We start from the raw sequence: 17,669 nt of genomic DNA, 5'->3' as shown, positions 1-17,669 counted from the left end.
CACAGCCGCATTCAATTGAAATCAGACGTAGACTCCTTGTCATTCGCAGGTTTTACACGCCTGTTTCTTTGGCATGCGCTTCCGGTGAAATGGCGAACGTACGTCGAAGAAATCTTATCATCAGCTCAGATGATTTATCAAAAAAGTGTTACGTGATTTTGGCTAATCAACACGCGTGAAAATTCATGATTGTAAGTCCTCTCTGTAGATGTGCGAGTCAATTTGTTCGGTTGACACTCAAACATCATACGAGAGGGCTTTTTTGTTTTCAAGTCCCCGAAAATTCTTCTAACAGGAATGCTCCTTAAATTGATACGTTTATCGTACCGGAGGTGCCAGGATGTTAATATGCGTTATTTGATTGGGGGCTTACCTTTCGTACAGCTCACATGAACATGCAGTTTTTAGGGATGACACAATTGCTTTAGCACTAGTATTGTAGGAGGAACCGTGCTAAGAGAAGGTTTAGTATTATACTAGGAACGAGTCCACCACAAACTCGTCATAGCTACTGTAACCTTTGAGGTTTATTGCCAAATAACAATAATGTTTCTTTGAGGAAACTTTATTGTTTGTATAGAACTTATCATGTTCATAAAAGAATGTCAATAAAAAAAGCAACCTCATCCGAAGATGAAATTGCTTTTTTATTATTGGTAGACGCCGCCACCAGATTGCTTAAATTCTTCTGCTTTTTCCTGCATGCCTTTTTCAATGGCTTCTTCTGTATCTAACTTATTTTCCTTCGCATAATTACGAATGTCTTGTGAGATACGCATACTACAGAATTTTGGTCCGCACATTGAACAGAAGTGCGCTGTTTTAGCCCCTTCAGCTGGTAACGTTTCGTCATGATACTCAGCTGCACGCTCAGGATCTAGCGATAAATTAAATTGATCACGCCAGCGGAATTCAAAACGTGCTTTTGATAATGCATCATCACGCTGTTGTGCACCTGGATGTCCTTTAGCAAGGTCTGCTGCATGTGCCGCAATTTTATACGTAATTACACCCGTACGTACATCATCACGGTTTGGTAAGCCTAGGTGCTCTTTAGGCGTTACATAGCAAAGCATCGCTGTGCCAAACCAACCAATCATAGCAGCACCAATTGCTGACGTAATATGGTCATAACCTGGCGCAATATCTGTCGTTAATGGCCCTAATGTATAAAACGGCGCTTCATGACACATCTCTAATTGCTTATCCATATTCTCTTTAATTTTATGCATTGGCACGTGACCTGGTCCTTCAACCATTACTTGTACGTCATGCTTCCAAGCAATTTCTGTTAGTTCACCTAATGTTTCTAGCTCTGCAAACTGCGCCTCATCATTAGCGTCTGCAATAGAGCCTGGGCGTAAGCCATCACCTAATGAAAAGGCAACGTCATAAGCCTTCATAATTTCACAAATGTCCTCAAAGTGTGTATAAAGGAAGCTTTCTTTGTGATGGAATAAGCACCACTGTGCCATAATTGAGCCACCACGAGAGACAATGCCTGTTACGCGCTTTGCTGTCATTGGCACATAGTGTAAACGCACACCCGCATGAATTGTAAAGTAATCTACACCTTGTTCCGCTTGCTCAATTAGTGTGTCACGGAATACTTCCCATGTTAAATCTTCGGCTACACCGTTTACTTTCTCTAATGCTTGATAAATCGGTACTGTCCCTACAGGAACTGCTGAGTTACGAATAATCCACTCGCGTGTCGTATGAATGTTTTTACCCGTTGATAAATCCATAATATTATCTGCGCCCCAACGTGTTGCCCACGTCATTTTTTCTACTTCTTCAGCAATAGAAGATGTAACAGCAGAGTTACCAATATTAGCATTAATCTTCACGTGGAAGTTACGACCAATAATCATTGGCTCTGCCTCAGGGTGGTTAATGTTTGAAGGGATAATGGCACGTCCGCGCGCTACCTCATCACGCACAAATGATGGTTCAACGTTTTCACGAATCGCAATGAACTCCATTTCTGGTGTAATAATGCCTTGTTTAGCATAATGCATTTGCGTAACATTTTTACCAGCTTTCGCACGGAGTGGTTTACGCTTTAAGCCTGGGAATACATTTTCATTGGCACGTGGGTCATCTGCACGACGGTAACCGTTATCTTCAGGTTTAATGTCACGACCTTCATATTCTTCTACATCACCGCGCTCTAAGATCCAATTACGGCGTAATGCTGGTAAGCCTTTTGTGATGTCTACTGTGTAATTTTTATCCGTGTAAGGACCACTCGTATCGTAGACACGCACAGGTGCATTTTCTTCTTCACCAAAATGCCCTGTCGTTGCGCTTAATGCGATCTCACGCATTGGCACTTGAATATCAGGACGGCTACCTTCTACATATACTTTTGTACTGCCATCAAAACTCGACATGATGGCCATGTTTTTTTCGCTAATTGTTGTCATTACTCAAATCGCTCCTTTTGTTTGTTGGTAAAAGGAACCGACCTCGCATAACACGTGGGACATAAAAAAACCAGATTCTAAGAAAGAATCTGGTCATAGTCGTATGTTTAGAGGCACGCCAAAAAGCGCGCTTACTAACTTCCCTACGCTGGTATGAGCCAGATCAGGTCCAAAGGGTAACGAAACTTCAACGCGTTTCTCTCTCAGCCCGACTCATCGGACCCCCCTAGTTATTACTTATTCAGTTGTGCTTATTAGTATACAAGATAATGCGCTTGAAAGCTACCTTAGCCAAATAATACTTCAGCAAAGTAAATAACAATCGTTACTGTAACACAGCTGACAATCGTCGAGAACAGTACGGTTTGTGCTGCCGTGTCTGCATCGATATCGTACTCTAGCGCTAAGCTTGAGCTGTTGCGTGACGTCGGAAAAGCACTGGCAATAAACAGGGATTTTGCAACGACACCCGTTAGACCGAGGCCAAATATAACGAGTAGGGCTGTCAGTGGTCCTATAACGAGACGTGTAAAGCAACTAACGATAACCGTTTTATTAAAAATCGAGCGCATTTCAAGTTGTGAGAGCTGGGCACCTAATGTAATGAGTGCCACCGCTACAAAACCATCTGCAATATAATTGACAGGCAAGCTTAAAAACTCCGGTAATGTTATATGAAATACATTCATTACTATACCAATGACTAATGCGTGTACAATAGGCATCTTTAAAAAATCACGAATAATAGCGCTGCCTGATTTAGTCGACGAGATTAAGTTATACAAACCATATGTATAGGTCGTCATATTTTGAAAGATTACTAAAATAACTTGAATGGCTACACCTATAGGCTGGCTCGCAAAAATCATTTGCGCTACAGGTATGCCGTAATTACCTGAGTTAATGAGCACTACGCTATTTTTAAAAACAGCCGCTTCTTGCTTAGGTAATTTTAGCGCGCCTGCTACAAGGCGTGCCGTAATCATTTGCCCACCGATAAATAACACAATAAATAAAAATACTTGCCCTAGCACTGCTAAATTAATTTCAGTGTTATACAAATTAATAAACACAGCGGCTGGCATAAAACAGTACGTAATAAGCTGGGATAAAGCTTTTAAGTTAAATGTAAATTTCTTTTGCAGTAAGCCACCTACCACCAGCAATACTAAAATCGGGGCAACAATCTTAAAAAAAATCATGCCGAGATACATTTTGCCCACTTCCCTTCTTCTTTAATAGTATGTTCATTTTTTTCCATGGTCAATGTTTGCTATACTAAAATAAATGAAAGGACGTGTCGCGATGTGGTATTTAACTTATGACGCTTATTTGCGTCAACAATATGCGAATGCTTTACAATTGCCTGAAGATTGGGATGCCCTCTATACCTACTACCGTAAAGACGGTGTTAACCCTGATCGTATACATAGTGAGGAATTACAAGCCGTTAAAAAAGATTTACTCCAAGTATTGCCAAAACGCTTTGTTCCTTATGTGGAAGACGGTTCACTTAATCGCCCTACCCTTGTTAAAGAAGTACGTGAAGATTTTATCGCTTGGCAAATGGAAGAAAACGCGCGCTTTGAAGCATTACTAGGAAGCAGTATGATGGACTTCGAACAACATAAAGCAAAGTTTGAACCAAAGTTAGCTGAAGTTATCGAAGGTGGCTTACATGATGCAATTGTCACAGCCATTGTTGATAATCATATTTTCATTAACACTGAGGGCGGCTTTACAGCTAAAGCCTGCGTCATTTTACACATTGATGATTGTTTACAACAAGGTAACTTACAGCGCAATGATGTGATTTTATACGAAGAAATTCACTTAGTAGAAGATGAAATTCATTTACGTCTTATTACGCACAATGGCGAGGTTACCTTTATAGCCAAAAATATAGAAGCTGACTTTTATTATAGACCGATGCCCTATCATGAACTTATCGCAAATGAAGTATTGCCTGATGTAACCGCACATCACTTTATTAAAGAGCTTGACCCTAACCTTAACTACTTCGTCATTACGGATCAATATGTACTTCCTATTACAAGCTTTGTTATTCAAGGCGCTGAATTAGCGCAATTTGAAGAAGGAACAATTTTACAAAAAGACAATGCGATTTACTTACAAATCAACAATGAACTCACAAAAATTGCACAAAGTGAAATCGAATGGCTCTCACAACTATTTACGACTACGTATGTCGATCCCTATGCGATTTTTAGTGAGCCCGTACCAAATGAACAATTACCTGCAGCACTGCGTAGCAACGACCTCGCATTAATCGTCCGTGCCTGGAATACACTTTATGAAAACCCTACAGGGCATGAAATGTTAATTAATGAAGCGCTAATTGAGCTTGCCGAAAACGTCAATAATGAAAATAACGTTATGCTAGATGTTTATGTAGCACATTTTGATGCGTTAGGTATTATAACGAACGATACAAAAATGGCTTTAGCGAAATATTTTTAAAAAAATAGCACAGGCGAAAATTTGCCTGTGCTACTTTCTATCGGTTTTTCTTTTCACTACCTGAACGATGTTTCGTCCCACGTTTATCTTTTTCATCTTTCACTTCTTCATTAAGTTCTTCTACTGGAATTGGGTCGACGGTTTTCATATCTTCGTGTTTATCAAACAAACTTTCCTTATCGGTATTGACCATATCAGGATTATCATATTTTTTATCACGCATAGTAACCTCTCCCTTCATACCTTATGTTTTCCCTCTCATAGAACAATTAAACTTTGGTCATTCGTAGCACCCTTAAGCGCTTGCTTCATAAAATTACGACATAAACGCATACGTGCGCAGCGTGCAAAAGGCAGTTTTCCACCTTGAAGCTTGTCCTCAACCTCTACAAATAAAGGTTGCCACTCCGTACGTGCATGCTGACTTAGCCACTGGAGCGCTTCTTTTTTAGAAACAATTTCTTGCTTTACATAGGACGCATAAATGCGCGCCATCGTAGTAACCGCAAAGACTACATCTTCTGTACGCCAAAAAGCAAATGGCTTACGAGTTTTAGTCGCCCAGTAACTATGTAAATTATATTGAAGCGTTGCCTGTACATGCGACCACTCTACCTCAAGCGGTAAACTTTGCGCAAAAGGTCCATACAAGGTAACACCTTTATGCTTCAATAACCACCATGTAATGGCATTTGTATCCCACTTACCAAACTTTACAGTACCTTCGTAAGTATAGTAACACGCCTCATCCCGACCTAATTGTTCGAGTGTAATAAACATACCGTCTAAACGATTTCCATAGCGCTCCTCACGCGCTAGGCGCTTATGCAATTTAGCTAGTTGCTTGGCTTGCGGCTTTGTTATATCATGCTTTACGACTACAACGATATCAATATCACTATGTGCCTCGTCAAATGCTTCAAGCGCAATCGAACCATACACATACATACCATATACTTTCTCACCTAACACAGCAGTTACCTCGTTCACATAACGCATTAAAAATAAATCTAGCGGTTCCTTCATCTCACTCTCACCTCACTTTATAAAACGCTATTGTTCGTAAGAGGTTCATTTACGCATTAAAAAACCATTCGAAATCATTATATTCCGAATGGTTTTTTGGTTATTTTGTTTCACTTTTAATTGCTGTCGGTTTTAACATAATTAACGTACCGTATTCATCTTCTGTTACCATATAAATCAACTGACCTTCTTTAAATACTTGATCCTTAGGCGCTGTTAACTGTAGCTCTGTTGCCACATCACCTAACTCCGACTTGCCATGAATTTCAAATTTTTCATTTACTTTATTCGGCTTTTTATTATTTTTAACATGGTCTGGTGTAATACTTTCATCTGCTTCATTGATAACAACATAATAAATATTTAAGAACGCCCCTTTACGGCTACCTTCTACTAATACACTGAGCTCTTTAGATGTAGCGATATCGTCTACAATCTTTTGATTTTGTAATACTGCATAAGAAACACGTAAATTAGAATCTTGATATCTATAAACAGCTTCATTAGCATCCGCAAATGGTAACTTCGCAAATTTATTATCTACCATTTCTTTATTTACTATGACAGAAAAATCTTTTTTTGGTGCTGCCTTAAATTTAATTACCAGCTCACGCGGGTCATACGGTTGTTTAGCTAACACCAAATTACCATCTTTATCTACTTCATTTTGTCCTAAAGCATTTTTCTTAATAAGTGAAGAGAAGGACCATTCAGCACCTTCAGCGCCCTTAATTTCAAAGAAATTCGGCGGTGCATCAGGATAAGCTGGATCAAAGTAGCCGTTACTGCCATAAATCGATTCATTAAACGTGACACGGAATGTAACACCATCATCATCCGCTAAAACGACAGGTTGATCAAAACCTTTAGGAATAATAAAGTGCGGGCGTGTACCATCTGAGAAGAACTCAAAAATCATATCCTCACCATCTGGTTTATCTTCTCCTTCAATTAAATCTGTCGACTCTTTCATTGTAATATTACCAAATGTATCCTCTACCGCTACATAAAGTACATAGTGACGGTGCGGTAACATCCCCGTAATTTTAATATCATTCATACCCTCACGCATATCTGCTGCACGGCCAGCTGTGCGAATATAAGCAGCTGTCACATCTTGAAGCTCTTGTCCTTTTTCACGTAAAATATAATGAACACGCCCCTTTTCATTACTATTTAGACGCAGTGTTGCCGTGATGTCGCCAAAGTCGGGGCGTACTTTTTTGTCCCCTTCTGGAATAACCGTCACAAGTGGTGGCTTAGCATCTGCTACTAATGAGATTTCTTTAATTTCGGTTAAGTTACCCGAACGGTCTCGTAAAATCATATAGACCGAATAGCTTTTGAAAGGATCGAGCTTCGCTTTAGGAATGGTAATATCAACCTTTTGTTTATCACGTTCCGCAGGCTTTGGACCCTCCATTGATAAATAAAGTTTTTCGCCCGTTTTTGGGTCTACGATAAATTTATCAGTTTTATCATTCGTAAACTCTGCATAAAAATCTTTCGGTTTAATATCCCGTTTATCAAAATTAATTCCTTCAGGCATAATCATATAGTAGTACGTACCTGCTTTATTTGCCGTAAACTCTAGCTCTGCCTTTGTATTATCATTATTAACGATAATATTATTAAGTGTTAATGTTGGTTTAATCGCATCATTATGAATATACTCTGCACGATTACGCGCTTTTTCAATACCTGCTGGTAAGTTATCAATATTTTCAAATGCGTTATCCGCTAAATCCTTAACCCTTGGTGAAATATCAAGTACGATATTATCGCCATTAACTAAAGCGGTCGTAGCAGGCACTGTAATTGTTAATAACCCTTTATTACCTTTATCTGCGTACTCTACTTTCATTGGTAACACACCGTCTTTATCATGCTGCGGAATATTGACCATCGCTGTACCTTTTAAACGGTAGTTCTCAATTTTAGTCGCTGACTCAGGGTCAAGCGGCTCACTCACTTCAACTTCATAAATATTACCTGATTTATGGCGTAAATCCCCGCCTAAAACGTATGGTGGGATTTTATCCAATTCTGTTGTTAATACCGTTGTCATCGCTTGTGGTTCAACGGATTTATTGCCAGATAAGTCAATCATCGCAACATATACTTCGTAATCTGTCTCGTTCGTTAAGCCGGAAATCATTTCGGTAATTAGTTGCGTGCCGTTATCTTTTGGCGTACTCTTCTTAATTTGTGCATTCGCTTCAATTTCTTCAAATGTGGCAGCTGGTTGTCCTGCGACAGACTTACGATGATAGATGAAATACTGCCCATCTTCACTCGGTGAAAAACTAACTTCTGCACGTTGCCCACCACGCAATGGTATCGCTTTTAAATTGTTAACTTTTGGCGGTGTAGCATCCTTCATCTGAAACTCTTTTTGCATAATAGGCGACACATTTTTTGCGCCATCAATTCCTACAATATACACAACATACGATTCTTTTTCGGCTAAACCAGTAGCGGTAAACTTATTTTCTCCTACACGCATTGAACCCGTGCCCATATCATCGTATTTACCACGTTTTTGTTCAATAAAATCACGACCTGGTGGTGTTTTCATATCTTCTGATTTCTTTTGGACAATATAATAATACATACCATTTTCATTCGTATGGAAATTAACTACGGCACTAGTACCTTCAGGTGTAATATCTAAAATTTTAATAATTGGTGGCGTACGGTCTGTCGGTTTTTGGTTTTCTACCGGATTTTTGTCAACTGGTTTCCCGGTGCTATCCTCAATGACTGTAATATTTCCTTGGTCTTCTAAATAATCATCAAAAATATTATTAGGCGACTCACCTGGTGGCAAAATAACTTCCTCAACGTATGTGTATTCATCTAAATCAATCCAGCCAAAGCTATTATCTACCACTAACTTATTTACTGTACCGTCAATATAAATTTGTAAATCATATAAACTATCATATTGTAGGTGATTGATCATTCCTTCACCAAAAATCGTTAGCTTACGATCGTTGTTCACATGAAAATACTTTGCATCCCCTTGCAGTTCGATTTGTTCTACGTTACCGATTACTTCAATATGTTTAAGTTTTGTATCTGTCGTAATTTTCGTCGCATTTTGAGAAACAATAATTTTCTCGACTTCTGTATTTTCAAATACGATATTTTTCTCAGCTTTCATTTCACTCGCTGTTGAATTTCCCCAATTGATTACATTATCACGCGCGTAAATACCTGCTTGGAAAGTACGTTGTGTTAACGCTTCACGTCCTACAAATGACGTACGTTGTGTTAATGGTGGGCGTACAGTTTCATTAAGTAGCACCGTACCTTTAATCGTTAAGTCGCGTAAAACAATGTGGTTACCGTTAATGACAACATCTGCATTTAATTGCGAATAACCGCCATTTAATACCAACATGCGTGAAGGTGATGCGCCACTCGCATTAAGCGTTAATTTCGAGATATCGATGATTTCTTTATTTCTAAACTTCGCTTCAATTGTCGCATCTTTTAACACTGCGGCATTACGGCTACTTAATACACTTTGTAAATGCGCACTAGCGCGGTAAGGTACGCCGTTAATATAAATCGTATTGCCTTCAATCGCTGTAATTTTATATTGCTTTACTTGCTTATTAGCGCGCTCTGCCTTCATTAAAAATGTAGAGATTTGGCCGCGTGTTACATTATTATATGGTGAAAACGTCACAGGTGTCGTACCACGGGTAATGGCTAAGTCAACTAGCGTTTGGATATGTACGGCGTTGCTTGTAGCAGAAGTAACATCTTGAAATACGGGCTGCACAGCAGAAGCTACTTCAAAGTTAAAGCCATTAACAATCATTTTAGCCATTTGCGAACGCGTTAATGTAGCATGTGGTCGAAACGAACCGTCTGCGTAACCACCAATCACATTAGCTTCTACTAAGGCTGCAATCGCCCCGTAATTATCATCATAATAGCTTACATCCGCAAAGTTAGGATTACGCACGTTACGCGTATCTAATCCGAGGACATTCGCTAACATTTTAGCTGCTTGCCCACGTGTTACATAGTTATTAGGACGAAATGTTTTATCCGCATAGCCTGAAATAAAACCACGTGAATACATTTCCATAATATTTTCAAAGTGCGTATTCGTATACAAAACATCAGTAAATGGAGACGGCGCCGCTTGCGTAGGTAGCGTATAAACTACACCGCTTGTCGCTAATGTTGCAGCTAACGTTGCACGTAAAGCACGCTTTCCTCCCTTTTTATTAATCACTGAAACTCCTCCTTAAAATTCAAATACTTCTATGCCTTTTATCGGCTTTTTTTATAAAAATTACAGTAAAAAGCCGAGATGTGTGAGTAACACACCTCGACTTTGCTAACATTCATCTTTTGAGGTACATGTACGGTTTCTACCGGCCTCTTTTGCCCGGTACAGCGCACGGTCTGCAAGTTCGATAACACGCTCAGGCGCATCTGCTGTTTCACTAATTTCTGCGACGCCCGCTGACATCGTCACAACATCGCCACATGGGCTTACCGTTTGTGCAAGATCTTCACGCAAGCTCTCAGCAATATGGAAAGCTTCCTCTACGGTAGTATGTGGTAATAAAATAATAAATTCTTCGCCACCATAACGACAACATACATCTTGCGTACGTGCATGGAATTTTATTTTTTCGGCTAAATATTGTAAAACTTCGTCACCTACCGCATGGCCATACGTATCATTCACACGCTTGAAGTGATCTAGGTCTAACATAATAACCGCATAAGAAATATTGTTTTCGCCCCAGTTTTGTAGCATATCATCCATCGTCCTACGATTCGTTAGCCCTGTTAAAGGATCTAAAACAGCCTGACTTTGGAAAAACGCTACTTGGCTATGTAATGTGGATAATGTGCGTACTAATGAACGTTTTAACGACTGTGCTTCATCATAAAAACTCGGCACATTTTTTAGTTTATCAACACTTTTACTTTCTAAGCTTTCTTCCGTATATTGTGCTAATAAATGAATGGGACGCACGATACGTAACGTAGCATACAATGTAATAATAATCATTAACACGAAAAATGGCATCGTCGTCAAACCGATACGTTGCACTACCCATTTCGCTGGTGCTTCTACAAGCTCATGAGGGCGTTGCAGTATGACGTACCAATCTGCGGCTTCTAACTTACTATAACCTGTTACATAACGTTTCTTATGTTCATCAGTCATACGAAATGCACCGGTATCGCTCTGTTGAAGCTGCGTAATAATCTCATCATCGACTTGCTCACCGACGCGATCAATATCTTTATGGAAGATAATTTCGCCTTCTTTGTCAATAACATAAACGGACGACTCATCTTCATATGGATGTTTACCTAAAATATCATAGAAAGCATTTTGGTCTTGTAAATACAACGTGCCAGCTACTAGACCTTGATAAATATTATGCTCATCAAAGAGAGGATGCGAAATAAACACTACGAGCTTGCCAGTAATCGTCACATATGGATTTGTAATATTAGGGCGTTGTGCACGGTTTGCTTCACGTGCGCCTGACGAATCTAATACTTTGTCTTTTACGTTAATTGACTTAGGCGAGACAGCTAACACTTCACGCTCTGGGTTCACTACCACAGCAGAATTAAATGAGTTAGCTTGCTCTTGTAAACGACGCGCTTCTTCACTTAAAATACCGTCATTATTTAAATTTTGCTCAATAATATCAGCGCTATAAGCTAACGTATCTTGTGAATCTATTAAGAACTGATCCGCTGTATGTGCTAACTTTTTTGCGTATACTTCATTATTGCTCAGTGCTTCCTCTAATAGAGACGCTTTAATTACTTTGTAACCGCTAATTAAACCGAATGCAATAATGACGATAAACCCTACTAGCATGAGACCTGACATTAAATATTTCAATTTAATTTTCTTTTTTTCTACTTCCTTCATTTAAGCTTGGCCCTTTCTATAGCTTATCTATTATTTTAACGTTAATTTTTGGATATATCCTATAATTATTGCATAATCTTTCTGTATAATCTATCTAACTTTCGTAAACAACAAAAGAAGCGGAAAACTCAAAAAATTACATATACTTTTAACATAAAACTCTGTTATACTACTGTTAAGTTGTTTTAAAACTGTATTAATACAGAATTATTTCACAGATGGGGTGAGGAGATTGGGTATTTTAAACGGTTTAAAAATTTTAGATTTCTCGACACTATTACCTGGACCAATGGCTACTATGATTTTTGCAGATTTAGGCGCAGAAGTTATTCATGTTGAATCTTCAAAACGCGTAGATCTTATGCGCATCATGCCTCCTTATGATGAGGAGCGTGAATCTTATATTCATCAGCACGTCAACCGCTCGAAGCGGTCGCTAACATTAAATTTAAAAACAACTGAAGCGACGGATATTATTAAAAAGCTTATTGCGGATTACGATATCGTAATAGAAGGCTTTCGACCAGGCGTAATGAAAAGACTAGGCTTAGATTATGCTACATTGTCAGCTATTAACCCAAAGCTTATTTATTGTTCAATTACAGGTTATGGCCAAACAGGACCCTTTAGCAACCGCCCGGGTCACGATAATAATTACTTATCTGTAGCGGGAGTCCTCGACTACTCTCGCCACCAAAATAAAAAGCCTGTAGCAATGGGCGTACAAATTGCCGATATGGCAGGGGGAACAATGCATGCAGCAATAGGGGTATTAGCTGCTGCACTACATCGCGAAAAAACAGGGGAAGGTCAATATATCGATGTTAGTATGACAGATGCTGTATTCTCGCTTAATTTACTAGCAGGTGCTACTTATTTTGGTAGTGGTCACGTTGCTAAGCCAGAAGCTGAAATTTTAAATGGCGGTACATTTTATGATTATTATAAAACAAAAGACGGTCGTTACTTCTCAGTAGGAAGTTTAGAACCACAGTTCCGCAAATTACTCTGTGAAGCACTAGACATACCTGAGTTGATTGACAGCACTTTTAATGATTCTTCTTACACACAAAAGCGCTTTAAAGAAGCAATCCACGATGCCTTTTTAACGAAAACATTCGATGAGTGGCTAACGATATTTAATGATGACTTCCACGGTTGCGTAGAGCCTGTATTAACATTTGACGAAGCGTGCGAACACCCACAAATTAAGGCGAGAGAAATGGTCGTTGACGTACCGAGTGAACAAGGCACACAAAAACAAATTGCCTCGGCATTAAAGTTTTCTTCTTCACCAGCAACGTATAAACATATCGGTGCTAAGTTAGGCGAGCATACGCAAGAAATTTTACAAGAGCTTGGCTACAGTATAGAAGAGATTAAAGCGCTAGAAAATGAACATATTTTAGCTTAATAACGACGCAAAAGGTATGAAACCACGAAGGGATTTCATACCTTTTTTATTTGAGTTTCTTTTACTTTATCACTTAGTTGCTTGAGGCGTCTCGCAAGCCCCTTATATGTTGTGCTGTCAAAAATCTTCACCATCTGATTAATATAGTGCATGCTTTGTTGTTGTATATGAACGTCAAGTGGTGGTAACTGGTAACTTTGCCATTGATTGAGCGCTTTATTATCCTCTTCTTTATGAATGATGCGAAAAAGTAAAGTGGTACTCGCTAATGGATCAAGCTTTAGTACATGTAATGCCTCTTGATATTTCTTTAACGCTACGAGCGCTTCAAAATAATAGTAGTACAGTTGTTCCATATAATTTTTATCATAACGCTTTATGAGCGTATGCGTTGTGGGCGAGAAAGTGGGTAACACCTCTTCGTACGTCAACATTATTTTAACAGCATAATTGTTTAAACACTCATCTGTTAATAAATAATGGGCATTACTAATTACTTTACCAAATTCTTTACGTGTAGCATGCACTTGTAATAGTACGTAACGTAATGCTACTTTTTCTGTTTTAGTTAACACATGCTCACTGGTATTCCATAAGCGTAGCGCCTTAATTTTTTTGATAATCCATTCGCCATTATGCACTTTATGCTGCGCTAATATAAATAATACGCCTAGCTCTAATTGTTTTAAGGCGTTGGATAATGGATTGTATGTCGCAATAAAAGCAACCAACTGCTTAAGTTGTTCACTATAGATGGCTGTAAAGTTATCCACATGTGCATAACTTATTTTTTTAGCCAAATTTAACTGTTTTAGCATCCCTGTAATCTTTGGCATCGTTGCGAGCGGCTCATGAATAAATAAAGAGTATATTTTTTTATAAAGTAATGCGTACCAAAAAATATTTTGTTCTTTATAAATGAAATGCACCATATATTTATTAGCTACAGGATATAAATGAATTTGTTGTAAAGATAGCATAGGTAAATCGATTGTACGTTGAAATAATAGTTGTAACAATTGAGATAACGTCATCGTTTGATGCTGGCGTAAATAAGCTAAAAAACGCGCCTTACCTTGCGCTGTATAAAAAAAATCATCTAATGCTTCGTGGATGACCTCTACTTTAATAAATTGTGATGCTAACATGTCGTGCAGTGCTTCAGGCAAGCGTCCCCAATGTTTGCGTGCTTCTGAAAAAATATAATTTGCTGCCTCTTCTTCACTAACTAAAAATTGTTGCGGTAATATCGTAGCACCCATAATTGCTTTAACATCCGTTGGTGTCGTATGTATTGCAATGCTCGTAATTGCTTGTTCGACTGAAGGTTGTTGCATAGCTTGATACTGTTCATATAAATTCAAGTCATATTGAAGTAACATCTACTCGCCCCCCATTCTTACTATACCAAAAAATAAACCACCATTTCTCAATGAAAAATGGTGGTCTAGGTTTATTCTGCTGTAAGTACTTCTTTCAAAACAATAATTTTATCCGGTGTTGTTTGCGCAGGAATACTGCGCGTTGTTGCACCGTAAAATACGATAGCATTTGCGCCTTTAACATCTTCCCATGTTAAAGGGGTACCTGCTTCATCCGTAATTTTTGTATCTTCACTTTCATTTAACTTTAATGTAGCTGTATCATTTTCAAGCTGATCATTATATTTTGCAACGTCGATACCGTTTGGCTCATCTGTTTTTTGTACTGTGATGACATCCGCTGTATATTGTGGGGGATAAATCATAATAACTGGTTTCTTACTATCCATATATGCATGAATACAATCGCCCTCTTTAAAGTCTTCAAACTTTAAGGGCTCCCCACCATTTTCAAATAACAATGTTTTAGGTTGCGCTTTAATATGAATTGGCTCATCACTATTGACCTGCTTTAATTCTAATGACATATCTTCTAGAGAAGTTCCGTTAATTTTAACAATTTCACCTTCATAAATCGCAAATGCTGCATCCACTTGGTGTTCCCCCTCTTCTACTGCTGGTTGCTCAGTGTCTACTTTCTCCTCTGGTTCTTGTGCGTTTGGCTTCTCTTCTTTATCCCCACAAGCCGCAAGTAATGCCGCACTTGCCACTAATACTGCTAATTGCTTTTTCATTTGCATCCACCCCTTCTACACTTCATTATATAACTATACCCATTAGACGTAGAAAGGAAGCGAAAGGTTTATGATAGAACCAAAAATTTTACTAGTAGAAGATGAAGCTGACTTAGCGGAGTTGCTACGTGTAACTTTAAATAAAGAAGGTTTGCAACAAATTTTCATCGCATCTACACTCGCACAAGGCGAGCAACTGTTTTATAACGTTTCCCCCGATATTGCATTGCTCGATGTGATGTTACCCGATGGTGAAAGCTATGAGCTTTGTAAAACAATTAGACAAACCTCACATATCCCTATTTTATTTATGTCAGCTAAAACGGATGAAGTGGATAAATTAGTCGGCCTTGCGATTGGCGGTGACGATTATATTTCTAAACCATTTAGTCCAAAGGAGGTTGCTTACCGCGTTAAGGCGCACCTACGCCGAGCAGAGTATACAACAACACCTCAAACTGCAGTAGAAGTTGGACCTTTTACAATGCGTGACGAAACGGAAATTTATCAAAATGGCCAACTCCTAGAACTTACCGCAAAGGAAGTAGGCTTGCTCGCTACTTTTCTACGCTCACCTAATCGTATTATTAGTAAGGAAACATTATTTGAGAAAGTGTGGGGCGAGGACTTCGTCGGTGGCGATAATACCGTAATGGTACATATTCGTCGGCTGCGTGAAAAAATCGAGACGAATCCGTCTGCTCCTAAGTTTATTACTACTGTTAAAGGACTCGGCTATAAATTAGTCGTACCTAAACAATGAAGTGGCGTTTAACTGGTCGATTTTTATTATCAGTCGTTATTATCGTCATTATTGTATTAATTGCTAATGTTATTATTTTATTAGCTACTGCTATTATTACGAGTAAAAAAGACTTTACGTACAACGCCAAAAATACACCCGAACACTTTGCGCGTAATTTTGAACATCAATTTGAAATAATAGATAGCTTACCTGTGCTGACAAAAGAAGGGCTAGATGCTCTGCAGCAAGCAGATGCTTACGTGCAATTTTTAAATACAAACGGTGATGTAATTGAAAGTGTATATGCACCTGAGGAATTGCCTAGCCACTATGCACCTATCGATTTAGTTTCTATGTATAAATATGAGCAACTGCCTAACGTTACATCGTATGTATATGCTAAAGAAGATATTAGCTACATTATTGGCATTAAAGACCCTGATACGTTTCGCTATATAGCTACTTTTAATTTTAAGCAAATTTTAGAATTAATAAGCCAATACGCTTTATATATGTTAATTGTAGATATTTTAATTACTATTCTTATCGCCTTTTTCTTCGGGCGTAGCTTAACAAAACCATTAACACAAATTTTAAATCAAATACAATATTTAAAAAATCGTAAATTTACAACGATGCCTACTAAAAAAGGCTTGTATAGCGAAGTATTTCAAAATCTTAACGCAGTATCAGAGGAGCTTGCGGCACATGAGCAAGAGCGCTTACGTTTAGAAGTGATGCGTGAAGAATGGATCGGTAATATTTCACATGATATGAAAACACCTCTTGCTTCTATTCGCGGTTACGCTGAAATTATGCAAGAAGCCGATACGTTAGCAGAAATGATTACGTATGCACAAGTTATTGAAAAACAGTCTTTGCACATGGGCGAGTTACTAGACGATTTAAATTTAACGATGCGCTTACGTAATCAACAACTACCGCTTCAATTACAAACAACTAACATCGTAAGCTTTAGTCGCGAACTACTCATTGAACTATTAAATGAGCCACGATTTGAGAGCTATGATTTACAATTTGATACTCAGTTCGAAGAAATACGCTGTACTATAGATCATCACTTTATTAAACGCGCGTTACTCAATTTTATTTATAACGCGATAAGGCATAACGATGATAATATCAGTATTATCTTACAAACTTCTATCAAAGATAATGAAGCTTACTTAACAATAACGGATAATGGTAAGGGTATTGCAGAAGATGAGCTTACCCATATTTTCGAACGTTATTATAGAGGTACTAATACAGCGCACACAACAGGCACAGGGCTTGGTACAGCAATTGCGCGCGATATTATCGAGGCGCACGGTGGCAAAGTATGGTTAACCTCTACTTTAAATAAAGGCATAACCGTTCATATTACACTACCAAAAAGAGGCTGGGACAAAACCCTGCTTATAAATGAAAAGCCCTTGAACTTTTACATGGCGTAAAAGTTCAAGGGCTTTGATTTTTGTGGTTAAAAAAGAACACCTTCTGTTAAAATAAAGTCACCAAAACAA

12 protein-coding genes and 1 riboswitch are annotated in these 17,669 nt (G+C 38.5%); of the genes, 4 read left to right on the top strand and 8 right to left on the bottom strand.

The window, feature by feature from the left end; translation table 11 throughout:
• Nucleotides 1-650: 650 nt before the first annotated feature.
• Nucleotides 651-2,429: a phosphomethylpyrimidine synthase ThiC gene (gene thiC, locus DDE80_RS11595; protein ID WP_108307916.1), complete on the bottom strand. Its 1,779-nt coding sequence runs from the start codon at nt 2,427-2,429 to the stop codon at nt 651-653.
• Nucleotides 2,430-2,552: 123 nt separating this feature from the next.
• Nucleotides 2,553-2,667, bottom strand: a riboswitch (TPP riboswitch).
• 49 nt (nt 2,668-2,716) lie between these two features.
• On the bottom strand, nt 2,717-3,643 hold the full coding sequence (locus tag DDE80_RS11590) for an AEC family transporter (protein WP_108307915.1): 927 nt from the start codon (nt 3,641-3,643) through the stop codon (nt 2,717-2,719).
• A gap of 91 nt (nt 3,644-3,734) precedes the next feature.
• On the opposite strand from DDE80_RS11590, the gene DDE80_RS11585 reads away from it, so the two are divergent.
• Complete coding sequence (locus DDE80_RS11585) at nt 3,735-4,910, top strand: DUF4085 family protein (RefSeq protein ID WP_161952322.1); 1,176 nt, start codon at nt 3,735-3,737, stop codon at nt 4,908-4,910.
• A 37-nt stretch (nt 4,911-4,947) separates the two neighbouring features.
• Here the strand turns inward: DDE80_RS11585 and DDE80_RS11580 are convergent, their stop codons facing one another.
• The 4 genes from DDE80_RS11580 to DDE80_RS11565 form a co-directional block, all read right to left on the bottom strand.
• Nucleotides 4,948-5,133: a hypothetical protein gene (locus tag DDE80_RS11580; protein WP_235612330.1), complete on the bottom strand. Its 186-nt coding sequence runs from the start codon at nt 5,131-5,133 to the stop codon at nt 4,948-4,950.
• A gap of 35 nt (nt 5,134-5,168) precedes the next feature.
• Nucleotides 5,169-5,936, bottom strand: coding sequence for a nucleotidyltransferase domain-containing protein (locus DDE80_RS11575; RefSeq protein ID WP_108307910.1), 768 nt, complete (start codon nt 5,934-5,936; stop codon nt 5,169-5,171).
• Nucleotides 5,937-6,036: 100 nt separating this feature from the next.
• Nucleotides 6,037-10,191, bottom strand: a complete 4,155-nt coding sequence (locus DDE80_RS11570) for an S-layer homology domain-containing protein (RefSeq protein WP_108307909.1) — start codon at nt 10,189-10,191, stop codon at nt 6,037-6,039.
• Between the two features lie 105 nt (nt 10,192-10,296).
• The gene (locus DDE80_RS11565) at nt 10,297-11,868 is read right to left on the bottom strand and encodes a sensor domain-containing diguanylate cyclase (protein ID WP_108307908.1); all 1,572 of its coding nucleotides are present in this window, start codon (nt 11,866-11,868) and stop codon (nt 10,297-10,299) included.
• Between the two features lie 232 nt (nt 11,869-12,100).
• On the opposite strand from DDE80_RS11565, the gene DDE80_RS11560 reads away from it, so the two are divergent.
• Nucleotides 12,101-13,282, top strand: a complete 1,182-nt coding sequence (locus DDE80_RS11560) for a CaiB/BaiF CoA transferase family protein (RefSeq protein WP_108307906.1) — start codon at nt 12,101-12,103, stop codon at nt 13,280-13,282.
• A 35-nt stretch (nt 13,283-13,317) separates the two neighbouring features.
• Here DDE80_RS11560 and DDE80_RS11555 read toward each other — a convergent pair whose 3' ends face one another.
• Both DDE80_RS11555 and DDE80_RS11550 read right to left on the bottom strand, forming a co-directional pair.
• Nucleotides 13,318-14,664, bottom strand: a complete 1,347-nt coding sequence (locus DDE80_RS11555; RefSeq protein ID WP_108307904.1) for a hypothetical protein — start codon at nt 14,662-14,664, stop codon at nt 13,318-13,320.
• A 71-nt stretch (nt 14,665-14,735) separates the two neighbouring features.
• Complete coding sequence (locus DDE80_RS11550) at nt 14,736-15,398, bottom strand: hypothetical protein (protein WP_108307903.1); 663 nt, start codon at nt 15,396-15,398, stop codon at nt 14,736-14,738.
• A 70-nt stretch (nt 15,399-15,468) separates the two neighbouring features.
• Here DDE80_RS11550 and DDE80_RS11545 point away from each other — a divergent pair, with 70 nt between their 5' ends.
• Together DDE80_RS11545 and DDE80_RS11540 are read left to right on the top strand one after the other, a co-directional pair.
• On the top strand, nt 15,469-16,161 hold the full coding sequence (locus tag DDE80_RS11545) for a response regulator transcription factor (protein WP_108307901.1): 693 nt from the start codon (nt 15,469-15,471) through the stop codon (nt 16,159-16,161).
• Complete coding sequence (locus DDE80_RS11540; protein WP_108307899.1) at nt 16,158-17,600, top strand: sensor histidine kinase; 1,443 nt, start codon at nt 16,158-16,160, stop codon at nt 17,598-17,600. Before DDE80_RS11545 ends, DDE80_RS11540 begins: the two co-directional genes overlap by 4 nt.
• Nucleotides 17,601-17,669 lie beyond the last annotated feature (69 nt).

Origin of the sequence: Metalysinibacillus jejuensis, assembly GCF_003057615.1 — a bacterium.
Taxonomy (GTDB): Bacteria; Bacillota; Bacilli; order Bacillales_A; family Planococcaceae; genus Metalysinibacillus; species Metalysinibacillus jejuensis.
Note: the sequence above shows the minus strand (reverse complement) of the source record. Positions and strands in the feature narration are given on the sequence as shown.

What these genes read in the sequence shown, in the direction of transcription:
- DDE80_RS11555 (WP_108307904.1), bottom strand. Translation starts at nt 14,664, where the DNA reads ATGTTACTTCAATATGACTTGAATTTATATGAACAGTATCAAGCTATG.
- thiC (WP_108307916.1), bottom strand. Translation starts at nt 2,429, where the DNA reads ATGACAACAATTAGCGAAAAAAACATGGCCATCATGTCGAGTTTTGAT.
- DDE80_RS11580 (WP_235612330.1), bottom strand. Translation starts at nt 5,133, where the DNA reads ATGCGTGATAAAAAATATGATAATCCTGATATGGTCAATACCGATAAG.
- DDE80_RS11585 (WP_161952322.1), top strand. Translation starts at nt 3,735, where the DNA reads ATGTGGTATTTAACTTATGACGCTTATTTGCGTCAACAATATGCGAAT.
- DDE80_RS11545 (WP_108307901.1), top strand. Translation starts at nt 15,469, where the DNA reads ATGATAGAACCAAAAATTTTACTAGTAGAAGATGAAGCTGACTTAGCG.
- DDE80_RS11550 (WP_108307903.1), bottom strand. Translation starts at nt 15,398, where the DNA reads ATGAAAAAGCAATTAGCAGTATTAGTGGCAAGTGCGGCATTACTTGCG.
- DDE80_RS11575 (WP_108307910.1), bottom strand. Translation starts at nt 5,936, where the DNA reads ATGAAGGAACCGCTAGATTTATTTTTAATGCGTTATGTGAACGAGGTA.
- DDE80_RS11540 (WP_108307899.1), top strand. Translation starts at nt 16,158, where the DNA reads ATGAAGTGGCGTTTAACTGGTCGATTTTTATTATCAGTCGTTATTATC.
- DDE80_RS11590 (WP_108307915.1), bottom strand. Translation starts at nt 3,643, where the DNA reads ATGTATCTCGGCATGATTTTTTTTAAGATTGTTGCCCCGATTTTAGTA.
- DDE80_RS11565 (WP_108307908.1), bottom strand. Translation starts at nt 11,868, where the DNA reads ATGAAGGAAGTAGAAAAAAAGAAAATTAAATTGAAATATTTAATGTCA.